This window comes from Bacillus cereus group sp. Bce041 (assembly GCF_052646455.1).
In genome coordinates, this window is sequence record NZ_JBQXON010000034.1 from 1 (window position 1) to 14,058 (window position 14,058).

The following is a 14,058-nucleotide window of genomic DNA, read 5'->3' on the forward strand; positions in this document are numbered from 1 at the left end:
AATTCATCATCTTTTTTCATGTCAGGTTTAGACATTTCACCATCTTTTTGCAATTCTTTATCTCTTGGTAAATCATCATCTTTTTTCAATTCATTATCTTTTTGATTTTCCTTATCTTTTACTTGTTCTTTATCCTTTGTTTGTTCCTTATCCTTTGTTTGTTCCTTATCTGGTTTCCCATCATCTTCTTTCTTGAAACCATCCCAATCTTTCACATCAGGAACATCAGGCATGTCAGGTAACTGCTCAGGTCTATCACCTTCATCTTTAAAATGTGTTTCCTTATCTTCAAATACCTTATCTTCCATCGGCTTATGTTTATCAAAATCAACTTTCTTAATATCATCAGCTTTTGGAATTTCAACATTTGCAACATCTTCTGTAACTTTCAACGATTCTTTAATTTCATCTAAACTTTTATTAATCTGATCCAGACTCTTATTACCTTTTGATAACTCATTCAAAACTTCTCCAAGTTTCTGACCATTACTATTAGTAGCATCAGAAATCTGTTTTAAAGTGTCCTTCATTTCATCTAAATTTTTATTTACCTTTTTCAATTCTGAAGAACTACCATCATTTGAACCATTACCAGAACCATCATTTCCACCATTATTATTGTCATCAGGATTGTCTATATCTCCACTACCATTAGGTTTATCAGGTACTTTCTCATTAGTACAAATACCATCATGTTTACCGTCATAATCTGCATAATCCTCAGGATTTGGCTTTTCAATTTCGGGCAAATCGTAATACTTAGCACCTTTGCCCCAATATACGGTTTCTCCTCCACCGCCTCCATTTTCTTTCAAGCCTTGAAGCTTAAAACGGGCATATCCTAAAACTTTTCCGTTATGAAAAATGTAAAATGCATATGTACCGTTCGAATCCCAATTAATCGGAAATTCATTCTTTTCCTGTTCTGGTCTTGTCCATTTCGCATTAGCTACATGAAATGAACAATCACTAACAAGCATTAACTCGCTCAACTGAAAACTATAAACATTTTCCATGTTATTAACTCTAATAATTAAATTGTATTTACCGTTAACCATACCGTTATTTTCAATAGAAACGTTTTTACTACCTAACAATGTAAATGATGGACCATCAGCATAAGCACGAGATAGAGGACTAATAAAAGAATAGAAAAAGAATACAGGTAGAATAAAAAATATTATTTTTCTCATATAACCACCTAGTAAAAAGAGCAAGGGAAATGCACCCTTGCTCCGAATTTATGTATAATTCCCAGTTACTATATATTCTCTTTTGTGTAAAAATGATTAGTTAAGCAACAAATAGATTTTTAACACGATGAGCAATTAGGAACGCTAATGGGATTGCTACTGCAAACGCAATAATCAACCAATAAGCACCGAACCAGTTCGAAACTGCTGTCGAAACATCACCTAAATTATAAGTTAATGACACACTTGGGATTTTACTTTCCATTAAAAAACTACCTCCATATCAGCTAATAAAAATTAATAGTAAAACTTCTTAATAATACCCGCTATAAAAAAAGCGAACAAAACACCATACAAAAGCCATAAAACAGGCGATAAAGTGTCCCAATTAAAACCGAAAAATCGAAATAAATCAGTTATATCAGGACTATAATTGACATCGGGTATGTTATCACTATGTAACATATCTATTTATTTAACCCCGTGCCAAGTGTAACAATTTAGCGAGAACAAACGCCGCAAATGCTCCACCAATAAATAAATATACGACAGGTAAAGCACTCGCGAAGATATTATATGCATACTGCATAATTTGCTGGACTTGGAGTGTGAAACTCATGTCATACATCACCCCATTTTCGCAAGATATAAAATAGCGAGATGATAAGAGACATGAAAGTAAGTGTTGTAGTCATTAACTTGATAAACAATCCATTCATAAATAACCAATAAAAGGCATCTTGAAATACTAAATCAATCATTTGTGATAACCACCAATCTTGAAACGAGCTAACAAGACACCAATTAGTATAAGAAGAAATGGAAAGCCTACTAACGAATATTGAGCAACTAAACTTTCAAAATCAAAACTAATTTGAGTCATCTTATCACCTCAAAAAACCATTTTAAACACAAAAGAAAGAATATCATTGTCAAAAGGAAAATTATAACCATTTCACCATAAGTAAATGATTGAAAAACTTGAAACGATCCATGCATAGTATCAACAACATAAGATTTAAAAAAATCTTTCATTGATAAAACTACTTCATCTTTGATACTAAGTGATTCATTCATACTAAAACCTATTACTTAACTGCTCTAATTTCTTTACATGCAATAGAAGTACGGTTGTTATAAATAGATAACTCTAAAGTAGCTTTAACTTGCTGTAACTTTAAAGGAGTAACGTCATGTGCCTTCTGAACATCAGAAATAAACATTAATTCTCCAGTAGTTTGATAAGTATCAGCATCAACAAATTCAACAAAAATTAAAGGTGATTTATCAGTTCTTTCAACAACTTTAACTTCTTTTAACACTAATTTTTCAAAACCATTAATAACTAAATTCGACTTATTTTCCATAAAATATTAACCACCCTATACAAATAATTAAATATTACATTCTGTATTATATGTTTGTATTTTGAAGAAATCAAGAGAAAAATGGAATATTTCTCTATAAAATTGTAAAAAACAACGAAATATGGTCAAAAACAGGCTAAAAACGGTCTAAAACGGTTAATTTAATGAAAAAAGAGCATAAAAAATGTACGCTCTTTAAAAGAACGTACATGTAAAAATAGGAGTGTGACTGTAAGTCTTGATATGTTATACAAAGGATTATAAAGAAAACAGAAGAAAAAATCAATAAAAACGTTAAATATAGACTAAAAACACGAAATATGAGCTAAAAACGTCTATTTTGTATAAATTAGAAATAAAAAAAGTGCGTTCATACCATTAAACGCACTTGAAAATATCCCTAGTATGTCTGTACTAGGCCATAACTCCACAAAACTCCGCTACGCTCCGTTTTCCTCCATCATGGTCTAGATCAGACGCAAAAAACTCAAATTTGCATAAAAAAAAGGTGAGTTACAAACAACTCACCTTCTTTCCAGCTTTTAAAAAATAAAGTATACGTGATATAGACTTTTATTTTTATTCAACGACCATAATAACACGATGAATATATATTAACAATTATTGATTTTCTTTATCTAAAATTTTTCTTAAATACGTATATACTCTTTTTCGAGAAATTAAAGTGTATTCCTCATCAACAATTAAGTCACTTAATTTATTTGATACCTGACGAGGTTCAGACAAAGTTGAAATAAAAGTATCCCAATGTAATAAAACTGTATCATCATAATCAATATCCTTAATTCTAAAAAAACACCCATAACCTTGAATTTGACGAACATGTTTTAAACTAAAATATAACGTTACAAAATTTTTATAACCTAACAATGATTTACTTTCATTAACATCGTTGGAAGAACTAGCCTTAGTCATATACTTAAATAACTCAAAATAATCATCTTCTTTAAACTCATCAATCATACAAGAATAGCCTAAATCTAACTTCTCTATATTTTTCTTAGTAACTTTTTCACTATTCATTAGCAATGACCATGCTTTTTGTATTATAATTTCATCATGTGAGAACAAACGACTCAAAACACCTTGACGCCAGGAAAAGCTATTTTCCTGGTCTTTTTTTTGTAACTCATAATCCATACACAATAAAACATGTAAATGTGGATGATAAGAATCACCTTTAAACGTAACCTCTAACGACCTTATAGCACCTAAATAATTAAACTTCGAAAAATCAATACCTCGTATCTTTTTCTTACACTTAAAATACTCAATTAACGTTGCAAACGACTTAAACATTTTCTTTATAGTTGCTTTTAGTTCTAAACCATCAACATTAGGAACAGTTAAAACTAAATGATATAAACCATGTTCTTTATATTTTTCAATGTGAGGAATAAAACGAGACATTCGTGAAGCCTGTTTTACCTTTTTACAATTCGCACAAAATTTATCTTTACATAAATTCGTAGCGATCATATCCTTAATTTTTTCTTTCTCATAAACATCTAAAAACCAAAAATCATTACAAACACTCATAGCCTGAAATTTGTCTTTTAAAGTACTTACCTTTTCATAAAGCATACTTCCGCTAGTTTCTTCATCGACCTTAGCAACCGAATAAAGTAATTTCCGCAAATACTCAACTTGAGCCATCTTTTTATCTTTTAAGGCTACATTAGTAAAAGAGTTATTTACCTTTTCTCTATGCTTAGAATCTTGTATATACCTTAAATCTCGAACAAGACCTGCATAATACTTTAACAATTGTCGATTGAAAGAAACATTTCCAGCTAAATCTAAAACATAATCCTTATTTACGGTTATTTCATCGAGAGAAAAACCGTTTATTTCTTTCAATTTCTCCAAGAAAAACAACCTCTCAATCCCTTGTGGCTCAAGGGTTCTAGCGTTTTGAGCCGACATGTTTCTAATATATCGAGATAAATATCACATTCCCGAAAAAAGTGCAATACTCTTTTCGACATTTTTTTTAAAAACAAAAACATAAAAGCAAAAACGATAATACAAAAGAAATATCAATCACAATCAGGCTTTCCATCAGCTTTTAAAACAGGAGTTACAGACGTACCACCACTATCTAAAGAACGAGAACCAAAAGTATAAATATATTTACATTGTGTTTGAGAATCCTTTAAAATCATAAACTCATCCATTGTAGACGTATCTTTAATGTTTCTGAAACTCTCCATAATTACAAAACGACCTTTTTTAACTTCTTGTTGAACAGGTTCATTAACTTTATCAATTTTCGAATCACTAAAATCTGTTTGAAAATCATTACAACCAACTAATAAACTAGACATAACTAAAATAATACCAAATTTTTTCATAAAAACACCCTATTCCTTAATAAATTCATCCATAGCAAGACTTACTTTCTTTATCTTTTTATTTACAATACGCTTCTGAAATTGGCTTGTAACGAACAATAACAAGAAAACAATATAAATACTCCAATAAATAACAGAATCGAATTCAAGCGATAATAAAGGCATTAGAAAGCAATAAAAGAAAACTATTACCGTAGCAATCATAAGTTTTTTATTGATAGCAAACCTTTCATCATGTAATCTTACATACTCCCAACTTAATTTTTGAAATTCATCACTAAGATTATCTTTATTTTTAAGCACATACATTATCGAATCATCTAAAAGATCATTATCTTTTTTATCTTTATTAAACAAAATTAACGCTCCTTTTTATGCTTGCTGCCATTACATTTTTACTTCTTCCAAATTAAAAACAAACAAAGAACAAATAATCCCATAAAAACAAACTCAATAAAAGCTGTCTTGAAAAGTTCAATAATAATATTAAAAAATACACTCAATATAAACACTCCTAACAAACTCTAATACGAACCACCATCAAAAGTAGAACCACCATCAAAAGTAGAACCACCATCATTATTAGAACCACCATCATTATTAGAACCGCCATCTGCATTACTATTCACATCAGAAAGCATAGTTCCAACCGCTACAGCTGTAACAAACGGTAAAATATCATTATCATCAGAATGCGTAATTTTCTTTTCTCCTACCTGTCTAAAACGATTAGAATTTCTTCTAGAAGTCCTAACAACATTTGATTCATCACTAAAAATCTCAATATCCTTCTTAGTTAAATTCACCTTACAAGATGAAACGTTATTATCTTTCATATAATCAACAGTTTTATCTATATCCCTACTAGAAAACGGGAAAGAGTCATCAATAAACACACCTCTAAGTGTTCTTATTAATAAAGAAATAGTGACAATAGCAAAAGATATAGCTATAAAAGGTAAAAATAAATCAAACATACTCATAACAACCCCAAAAGGATTTAACTCAATACTTGGAATTTGACTAACATTCGACTCCATCAATACAACCTCCTAAAAATCCATATGTATAAAAATCAATACATGTTAATACAAAAATATATAATATAAACATAAAGAACCAACCATTTAATAATGCTTTACCCTTAAAAGAACGAATTAACAAAAACACAGAACAAACAAATGCTATTAACCAAAACGGCATTAAATACCCCATATCTCCACCTACTTTTTAACGAATACCTCGTCTATGAGAAGTATTTCTTAAACGACTGACTTTCGTTTCTTTCTTAGAATTAAATTTCAAAAAATCAAATATAATAATTAAAACCGTACAAAAAATAGCAATAGAAACACTAGCCTTAAAAGCTTCAAATAATAACATATAAAATACTCCTTAACTCAATTGATAAACCAAAACATGTAACGAAGTAAAAACAAAGGTACATAACAAAATTATAAAATGGATCGTAAACGGAATAACTTTATCACTACTTAAATCTTTAAAACGACGAATTAAAAATATTGATATAGATACAACATTTATCCCATGAACAATAGGAAATAAATAATCAAAAACAGTTAACAATACATCTCACCCTAATCTTTATATATGTAATTAAATTCACTAAACATAATAGCTTCAACAAACTCTTTACCTTCAGGTAAACGCATATTCATTAAATCCAAATGTTTCGGACCACAACAACTTTCCCTTACATGATATTGGTCAATTTGAGTAATAAACCTAACTTCTGAATCTGGAACATCAAAATCATTAAAAGAACGCCATTCATTTTTTTCTATCTTTGTATAAGGTAAAAATCTTTGGAATTCTTCTGTAACGTCTTCAACTCCATAAAAATCAACTAATATTTTCTTTAAATGTTCATCTGCAATACTCATACTTTCATCAACTAATTCTTCAAATTTAAATTGAATACATGCAATAATTTCACCTAACTGTACTGCTGGAATATTCGTCTTAATAAAGAAAGCTGTTTCATCATTATTCGTACTATAATAATGGTCAATCTTATAAAATCCACTTTCAAATATAGAAACTCTAAGTTCATCATTTTTCATTTTTCATATCTCCTCTTATTCTTATTTCAAATGAAATATAGCATCAAACTCATTAACTTCTAAACGCTCTAAATAGCCCATATTCCACAATGTACTTAAAAAGATAGCAACCTTTGGATAAATCTTATAACGCCCTAATTTACGCTTATCAAAGCCATAAAACGTTGACTCTGCAAGTCCATTTTTAACTAAATCTTCACTAATCTGACGAGTTGACAATTTAACATATAACATCATATATTCCTCTACAAATTGTCTTTGCTTTTCATTTAAAGCAAACTCTTTCGGTATCAAATCTATATGCCTATACTGAAATTTTCTTTTTATCACTCAAAACACCTCAAAACTTTTATTTAAGAAAAAACATTTAGACCGTCACTTTTTTGAAAAAAAGTAACATCAAAAAACTTTCCGCTTATCGCTTGGATGCTCCAAAACAAAAGGTGGGGCTTTTTGTTATTGGAACAAAAAGAGCTTACTGTCATAGCGAATTAGATTGGACAAGTATGAAAATAACTTTTGTTGCAAAAACCACAACAAAACTTTTTTTCACCCTACGGGCAAGCACTTGCAAATCATCAATGTAACTACCACTAACCATGTAAAAACAATCAACTTCCCGAAAACAATTGAATAACATTATTTTCACATTCATGATATGTACACCGTTCCGCTATTTCTTCAATATAGGAACAACAACCACAACGGTAATAAACCTCTTTATTAATTGAACTACCACATTTACACCTAAAAGGTCTTTCAACCAACGCCATGACGGAATCACAATGTAAACAATATCTATTAGTATTAAAATCAACCAAATTACGTGGAAGTCCTTTCTTATCTGCACGACCTACATAATGCTCAAAAGCTACATCAATAGCTAAAGAAACAATGTAATCAAAACCTAAATCATTGTCTTCAGATAACAAACGTTGTGATAAATCTTGACGAAGAATATCTAATTTCTTAAACGACTCATTTTCAATACAAACTTGTAATTCCATGTGAGAACAAACCTCCTAAAATTTCAATTACTGCATTTTTACATGACTTTATTTCTCAGCAAGGATAGAACGTTTTTTTTCTTCTACCAAAGTAAACAATAATTCAGCACGATCATACTCCTTAAACTCTAAATTATGTTTCTCCGATAATTCTCTACGTTCCTTATTCATATGCTTTAAAACAAAATCAATATTTTCCATTTGATTATCAGAATAGCGAAAAGAACGAACCTTCTTTAACTCTGCTTTATCTTTTTTTGGTCTAGCCATTCTTAACACCTCCTAACAATTAATATTATAATAAACGTAATACGAAAAGTCAATAACGTAATACGTTTATTTTTAAAAAGCAAAAAAAAAGTGCCTAAGCACTAATTTTTATATTCTCTCATAAGCTTATACATAGCTAATTCAACTAAAGTTGTCTTTGTAATACGTTTATCCGCAAAACCCTTTGCAAACTGCTCAAATTCGTCAAGAATGCTCTTACTAATATCAAAACTTGTCTTTTTATACTCAGTACGACTAGGTAACAAAGACAAATCTAAAAATATCATAGAAGAATTTCTATCCTTTAAAAAACCTTTCAATAATATTATTTCTTCATCTGTAAAACCTTCTTTATTTATTTCTTTAATATTATTTTCGGTATTATTATTCATTTCTTCACTACTCTCACTATCTTTATTTTCTACTATATTTATATTGCTATTTTCTTTCCCTTTTCTCTTTTTGGGTTTAAATTCCATTTCATCAAACTTATTCTTTTCTTCTTTTTTCATTATAAAAATAGTCTCTTTTAAGGAATTATCATATTTATAACCCATTCTAACAAGTTCATCCCTAAACGAATCCGTTGATACACCTAACATTTCAGCCAATTCAGCACGCGTCTTATTACCTTCATTCAACATAGAAACTATTTCTTTTACCTTCATATTAACCACCTTTCACAAAGGATATACACACATTCTATCATACATAAATAGAAGCTATACTATTATTTATATAATATTAATCCTATAAATAATATTATATATTATAAAAAGAAGAAAAAACACCTAAAAAAATAAGGTGTTTTATTCCTAAAATATTATTTTATTTTACTTTTAATAATAAACTTGTCACATTATCCAAATGCTCTGAAATAGTATTCAAAGTATCTTCTTCCACCTGATCCAAAGAATATTTACTCATTATATGTTCAAAAAAGGTATTAATTTGTTCATTAGTTTCAACAAACTTCTGAATTTCTGCTTTCTGTTTACTGCTTACACTTTTTTTATTAGATATAAAAGGGACACGTTTCATTTTTATCACCTCAACCTTATTTCTTGCTAGTCCGCTTGTCAGACTCTAATGAGTCTGACCGCTACCTATCTCAACTTAAACGCTCCATTAACTTGCTTGAGTTCTTTTAAAAATTCATTGAATTCCTCTTTTTTACTCGGATACTCTAAAGGTGTAACAATAGAATAAGTATCATATAAATGAGAACCAATTTGAGTTATCAAATCATAACGAATTCTTTTTCTTTTTAAAAACTGTTCACGTTCAACATCATAAAAATCATAGTAAAAGAAACTCTTATCTTTTCTAACAGAAATATAAACATTCGTAATATCCCTAACACGACTATCTAAGTTAGAAAACATTGGTGTAGTCATAATCAACGTACACCGCATTTTTCTTAGATAAAAAATCAAATTTGTAAAAAATTTAACACTATTACTATTAAAATCCCTACTTGATAAATCCAAATGAGATTCATCTAAACAAACAATAGAACTTTCTTGTTTAGCAACATCTATAAAATCAACTAAATTTTTAATCGGTTTAGCATTAGCAAGCCCATAATTTGAATACAGAGTACAATTAGACTTTGATTGATAATGATGTGCTAAGTAAGACATTCCTAACGTCTTACCAGCACCTAGAAAACCATCTATAACAATTAAATTACTCATCGTTTTAAATCAGATTCCTTCATTGCTTTTGGTTGTAAATCACTTGCATTTGGAACTTGTTGACTAGGACTTGCAACCTGTGCTTTTAACAACTTGTCTAACTTCGCTGTACCTTTAATTCTATCCGCTAATGTAATTTTATTAATTGTATCGAAATACGTTTTTTGAGGTGTTAATAATGGTCTAACACCGAGAACAAACTCACTAATATCATCAAGACCATACTCATGTAAAAGAAACATTCCTTTTGCCTGGTCATCTGTTAATGAAATAGAATTACTTCTCATAAATTGCAATAACTCTAACATGTCATTACTACTATTATCATCATCTTCAAACAAATCTTGTTGTATAATCGACTGAACATTTTCTGTACCTTGACCACGCATATAAAAAATATGCTCATCTGGAATACCATTACCCATAACAACTTTTTCTGACTCAATTTTATCTATATTTATATTTTCTCTATCTAATGACATTACTCAAAACACCTCGACTATTTTTAATACCAAAATCTATATCTATCTAGTGAACAAAGCGACAATTGCAATTACATACGGTAATAACTTGAAAATATCAAAAGGTTTATTTCGGTCAAATTTAAACATATTATTTATAGCTACAGAACGAGCAAGCATTTTAATTTTATTCGCTTCCGTCTTAGCTGGCATATCTAAGTTATAAACATAAGATAAACCCCCAGAACCAATATCATAAAACTTCTTAGCTTCTGAAAGAGGTAAAGTACCTTTTTCATATTGAACTACATCAGCCCAAATATTCTCGACTGGATAAGTTTCAACATTATTTTCGTTATAAATAGTTACTGTACAACCTCTGTAATCAGTTTTAAATTTTCTTTTTTTCTTTTCTAGACTCATCATTACACCTCAAAAAATATTTTTCCTTTAAAATAACCTTATTTAACCTTTAACATTCCTTTATTTTACCTTAGAAATTTCCTTATGACAAGAACTGACGGTAAAACTAAAAATAAAAATAAAGAAACCGCAATGGAAGAACCAATTTCAAAAAATGTTTGAAACACTGACATAAAATCACCACCACTTTATAAAATCTTTAAATTTAATAAACGTACCTTGTTGTGCTGCTATCACAAAACAGATTAAATAAACCGCTCCACAAGTAAATGAAACAATAATAAAAGTAATCCAATAACCACCTAATAAAACAAATGGTCCGAAATATTTACCCAGATCCATAGGTTGAGACAATGGAACAGAAAGTTTCATAATGCTTGTATATATATTTGTTAACCAACCGAGAACAGGATTAAAAATTGTATCAATGATACCTTTCATTAATCACTTCCTCCACTTCCAAACGGTCTAATCATAATTTGACCGCCCCATAATCCAATCATCTTAATAGTAAAGAATAATAATACAAAACCAGTAGCAACCATTGGAACAACTGTCATAAGTCCAGTTCCTTGCACCTGTTCAACCGCAACCTTAAAACCATAAGTAGACCAATTAGGTAAATTTGTTTTACCTGACGGTGTGAAATGAGTCCAATAATCTATGGTTCGATAAATACCTTTAATAACAGAAAATCCAAATTGGAAAAACGCATAAAATATTTTCATAACCATAACTACAATTTGAAACATCTTATTAAAGAAATAGAAAATACCATCTAACAAATAAAATAAAAGCGTTAAAGGTTTAGCTAATAAATCAATCAAATTATTAAATCCATCAGAAAGAAATTGCGTAACTGCTCCAAATCCTTTTCCTAATAAACCTAATACACCATTAACACCTTTCATTATTGTATTCATGTCATATACGACCACCCACTAATAATTGACGTACGAATAAAGCAATACTAAAAGTACACATCATGACAAAACCTAATAAAATATAATCTTGAAATCCCTTAACAACACTATTCAACATTAAACCAATATCAGTAAACGTAACTGGAACCATTTCAAAAACCTCCTAATATACACGAACACCACTAAAATAATTTGCAAAAATATATATAAAAGATACTAATAAACAAACAACATAAATAACTAAAGCGGACAAAAACAAAGATATTAATTTACCCCAAATTTTTTTATTAAATTTATGTTTGAATTTAGAAACTACATAAGGAACAAACTTACCATCAAAAAGACGCTCTAATAAACCAAACAAAATCATAGTAGTAACACACATAAAAAGATTAACCGAAATTTTTGTAGATGCCTCCACTAAAATATAAGCTACTAAACCATAAAGAATCGCATTACCTAAAAACATTAAAACAGGCTCTAAAAAACTTAAAATTTTCTTCAAAATTTTTTTATAAAGAAACACTTCCACAAAATCACCTCAAGATTAATATGTCTGAACTAGAGTGATTCCACAAAACTACATTACATTTCGTTTTACTCCATCACTTCTAGATCAGACGTTAAAAACTCAAAATAGAAACTTGTATCAATCTAAAAACAACAATTTAACCCTTGCTGCAATGTAGAATGACAACGGAATACTTACTGCAAAAGCAATAATTAACCAAAAACTACCGAAGAACTCTGAAATACCCAAAGTAACATCATTCAAACTATAATCAGTACCGATAATAGGTAAACCACTCGAAACAGGCTTACCAACAACAACAGAACTTAACGTACTCTCATTACCTGATTTATCAACTGCTGACACTTGTACTTTATAATCAGCATCATTCTTTAAATCACGAAGAGTAAAAAATGGATTATCAACTAAAACAGAATTAATCTTTTTTCCATCTAAATAAACGTTATATCCTGCTAAATCTTTTTCCGTATTATTTTTCCAAGTTAAAAATAATGCTTCACTACCTTGTTTAACCGCTAAACCTTTTGGCGATTCTGGTGGCTCTGTATCGGTATATTCTAAAGTTGTAAATCTAACAGTCGAAGAACCTGATAAATTGCCATCATTATCAACAGCAACCACCTTAAACTCATATGAAGTATTTGGCTTTAAATCTTTAACAACAAAATTATCAACAATTCCTGTTTCAGAAACTAATTTATCACCATTAAAAATCCTCAATCCTTTTAAATCGTTATCAGATGGATTAACCCAAGATAAATTAACCGAATTACTTTTAATATCATTTACTTTCAAATTAGTAACATTAGAAGGTGGAACTTTCTTAGGGTCAATAAGAGTAGAAATACTAGATACAACACCCTTTGTTTCTACATTAATTCCATCTAAAGAAGAAACTTTAAATCTATACATAGTACCTTCTTTTAAATCATTTATAGTATAAGAAGTTGCTGATTTATCTAAAGTTTTTATCAAAACATCATCCTGATAAATATTTACACCGTTAAACCCATCTTCTACAGGATTTTTCCAAGTTAACTCCACTTTATTAATATCAGCTTTAGCTTTTAAATCAGTTACATCACTTACTTTTCCATCATCAATAAAGACCGATAAATCATATACTTTAAGCGCATTCGGACTCTGAGAAGTACTATGACCAACTGATACATATCTAGCCTTCTTACCAACATCAAATTGAGAATCAGCTCCATAAACTTTCAATTTATTATCAGAAATAAACCGAAAATCCTTATCATAAAAAGCTATATAACCACCATCAATACCACCTTGAGCATAGTATTTTACATATTTAACGCTATATTCAGCACCTAAATCAGTGATAACCTCTTTACCATATAAATAGGAATAACCTTCATCTTTCCCCTTAAAAGTTATTTCGGCTGAATAACTTTTTATATACCATTTTGTATAAGCATCAGTTTTTTTAATAACCTCTGCACTAGCAAAACTAGGTAATACAGATAAACTTAAAATCAAAACAAACGACACCATTGCAAACCACTTCTTAAACCGCAATTAAAACACCTCTACTCAAACCAATTTGTTTGCTCAAAAACATTTGTCCTATCAAAACTATTTGATATTGAAAAATCATCCTTCTGCATTTCTCTATCTTTCTGCATATCAGGTTTAGACAATTCACCATCTTTTTGCATATCAGGTTTAGACAATTCATCATCTTTTTTCATGTCAGGTTTAGACA

Annotated in this window: 26 protein-coding genes; all 26 read right to left on the minus strand. The window is 29.4% G+C overall.

Annotation, left to right across the window (positions count from 1 at the left end):
- Positions 1-1,193, minus strand: a 1,193-nt coding sequence (locus ACUN13_RS31470; protein WP_445424191.1) for a hypothetical protein, incomplete at its 3' end; no start/stop codon positions are given.
- 100 nt (positions 1,194-1,293) lie between these two features.
- Positions 1,294-1,458, minus strand: coding sequence for a hypothetical protein (locus tag ACUN13_RS31475; protein WP_113604616.1), 165 nt, complete (start codon positions 1,456-1,458; stop codon positions 1,294-1,296).
- 210 nt (positions 1,459-1,668) lie between these two features.
- Positions 1,669-1,812: a hypothetical protein gene (locus ACUN13_RS31480; protein ID WP_163115723.1), complete on the minus strand. Its 144-nt coding sequence runs from the start codon at positions 1,810-1,812 to the stop codon at positions 1,669-1,671.
- Position 1,813: 1 nt separating this feature from the next.
- Positions 1,814-1,954: a hypothetical protein gene (locus ACUN13_RS31485; protein ID WP_163056889.1), complete on the minus strand. Its 141-nt coding sequence runs from the start codon at positions 1,952-1,954 to the stop codon at positions 1,814-1,816.
- A complete protein-coding gene (locus ACUN13_RS31490; protein ID WP_259407356.1) occupies positions 1,951-2,076 on the minus strand; it encodes a hypothetical protein in 126 nt (41 codons plus the stop codon). The genes ACUN13_RS31485 and ACUN13_RS31490 overlap by 4 nt, the downstream gene beginning before the upstream one ends.
- Before the next feature lie 205 nt (positions 2,077-2,281).
- Positions 2,282-2,560 carry a hypothetical protein gene (locus ACUN13_RS31495; protein ID WP_113608240.1) on the minus strand — a complete coding sequence of 93 codons (279 nt, stop codon included), beginning with the start codon at positions 2,558-2,560 and terminating at the stop codon, positions 2,282-2,284.
- A 621-nt stretch (positions 2,561-3,181) separates the two neighbouring features.
- Complete coding sequence (locus tag ACUN13_RS31500; protein WP_137049842.1) at positions 3,182-4,450, minus strand: protein rep; 1,269 nt, start codon at positions 4,448-4,450, stop codon at positions 3,182-3,184.
- A gap of 170 nt (positions 4,451-4,620) precedes the next feature.
- Positions 4,621-4,935 (minus strand): hypothetical protein, encoded by a 315-nt coding sequence (locus tag ACUN13_RS31505; RefSeq protein ID WP_113604614.1) that lies wholly within the window; start codon positions 4,933-4,935, stop codon positions 4,621-4,623.
- Between the two features lie 9 nt (positions 4,936-4,944).
- Positions 4,945-5,292: a hypothetical protein gene (locus ACUN13_RS31510; RefSeq protein ID WP_113604615.1), complete on the minus strand. Its 348-nt coding sequence runs from the start codon at positions 5,290-5,292 to the stop codon at positions 4,945-4,947.
- A gap of 167 nt (positions 5,293-5,459) precedes the next feature.
- Positions 5,460-5,975 (minus strand): hypothetical protein, encoded by a 516-nt coding sequence (locus tag ACUN13_RS31515; protein WP_163064163.1) that lies wholly within the window; start codon positions 5,973-5,975, stop codon positions 5,460-5,462.
- Positions 5,959-6,150 carry a hypothetical protein gene (locus tag ACUN13_RS31520; protein WP_113604624.1) on the minus strand — a complete coding sequence of 64 codons (192 nt, stop codon included), beginning with the start codon at positions 6,148-6,150 and terminating at the stop codon, positions 5,959-5,961. The genes ACUN13_RS31515 and ACUN13_RS31520 overlap by 17 nt, the downstream gene beginning before the upstream one ends.
- A gap of 15 nt (positions 6,151-6,165) precedes the next feature.
- Entirely contained in the window at positions 6,166-6,318 is a 153-nt protein-coding gene (locus ACUN13_RS31525) for a hypothetical protein (protein WP_161508423.1), read from the minus strand.
- Between the two features lie 215 nt (positions 6,319-6,533).
- On the minus strand, positions 6,534-7,019 hold the full coding sequence (locus ACUN13_RS31530; RefSeq protein ID WP_113608280.1) for a hypothetical protein: 486 nt from the start codon (positions 7,017-7,019) through the stop codon (positions 6,534-6,536).
- Positions 7,020-7,040: 21 nt separating this feature from the next.
- Complete coding sequence (locus tag ACUN13_RS31535) at positions 7,041-7,349, minus strand: hypothetical protein (protein ID WP_113604626.1); 309 nt, start codon at positions 7,347-7,349, stop codon at positions 7,041-7,043.
- 281 nt (positions 7,350-7,630) lie between these two features.
- A complete protein-coding gene (locus ACUN13_RS31540; RefSeq protein WP_137050407.1) occupies positions 7,631-8,026 on the minus strand; it encodes a hypothetical protein in 396 nt (131 codons plus the stop codon).
- Between the two features lie 48 nt (positions 8,027-8,074).
- Positions 8,075-8,296, minus strand: coding sequence for a hypothetical protein (locus ACUN13_RS31545; RefSeq protein ID WP_113622490.1), 222 nt, complete (start codon positions 8,294-8,296; stop codon positions 8,075-8,077).
- 101 nt (positions 8,297-8,397) lie between these two features.
- Positions 8,398-8,964, minus strand: a complete 567-nt coding sequence (locus ACUN13_RS31550) for a helix-turn-helix domain-containing protein (protein ID WP_113622489.1) — start codon at positions 8,962-8,964, stop codon at positions 8,398-8,400.
- Positions 8,965-9,124: 160 nt separating this feature from the next.
- Positions 9,125-9,337: a hypothetical protein gene (locus tag ACUN13_RS31555; protein ID WP_113604605.1), complete on the minus strand. Its 213-nt coding sequence runs from the start codon at positions 9,335-9,337 to the stop codon at positions 9,125-9,127.
- Positions 9,338-9,402: 65 nt separating this feature from the next.
- A complete protein-coding gene (locus ACUN13_RS31560) occupies positions 9,403-9,993 on the minus strand; it encodes a hypothetical protein (protein ID WP_161508422.1) in 591 nt (196 codons plus the stop codon).
- Positions 9,990-10,475 carry a hypothetical protein gene (locus tag ACUN13_RS31565; protein WP_113608272.1) on the minus strand — a complete coding sequence of 162 codons (486 nt, stop codon included), beginning with the start codon at positions 10,473-10,475 and terminating at the stop codon, positions 9,990-9,992. Before ACUN13_RS31565 ends, ACUN13_RS31560 begins: the two co-directional genes overlap by 4 nt.
- Before the next feature lie 42 nt (positions 10,476-10,517).
- Positions 10,518-10,877 (minus strand): hypothetical protein, encoded by a 360-nt coding sequence (locus ACUN13_RS31570; RefSeq protein WP_113608273.1) that lies wholly within the window; start codon positions 10,875-10,877, stop codon positions 10,518-10,520.
- A 177-nt stretch (positions 10,878-11,054) separates the two neighbouring features.
- Positions 11,055-11,318, minus strand: coding sequence for a hypothetical protein (locus tag ACUN13_RS31575; protein ID WP_137050411.1), 264 nt, complete (start codon positions 11,316-11,318; stop codon positions 11,055-11,057).
- Complete coding sequence (locus ACUN13_RS31580) at positions 11,318-11,800, minus strand: hypothetical protein (protein WP_137050412.1); 483 nt, start codon at positions 11,798-11,800, stop codon at positions 11,318-11,320. The genes ACUN13_RS31575 and ACUN13_RS31580 overlap by 1 nt, the downstream gene beginning before the upstream one ends.
- A 1-nt stretch (position 11,801) precedes the next feature.
- Positions 11,802-11,951, minus strand: a complete 150-nt coding sequence (locus ACUN13_RS31585; RefSeq protein WP_161508421.1) for a hypothetical protein — start codon at positions 11,949-11,951, stop codon at positions 11,802-11,804.
- Positions 11,952-11,963: 12 nt separating this feature from the next.
- Positions 11,964-12,332 (minus strand): hypothetical protein, encoded by a 369-nt coding sequence (locus ACUN13_RS31590; protein WP_161508420.1) that lies wholly within the window; start codon positions 12,330-12,332, stop codon positions 11,964-11,966.
- A gap of 117 nt (positions 12,333-12,449) precedes the next feature.
- Positions 12,450-13,847, minus strand: coding sequence for a fibronectin type III domain-containing protein (locus ACUN13_RS31595; protein ID WP_161508419.1), 1,398 nt, complete (start codon positions 13,845-13,847; stop codon positions 12,450-12,452).
- Between the last annotated feature and the right edge of the window lie 211 nt (positions 13,848-14,058).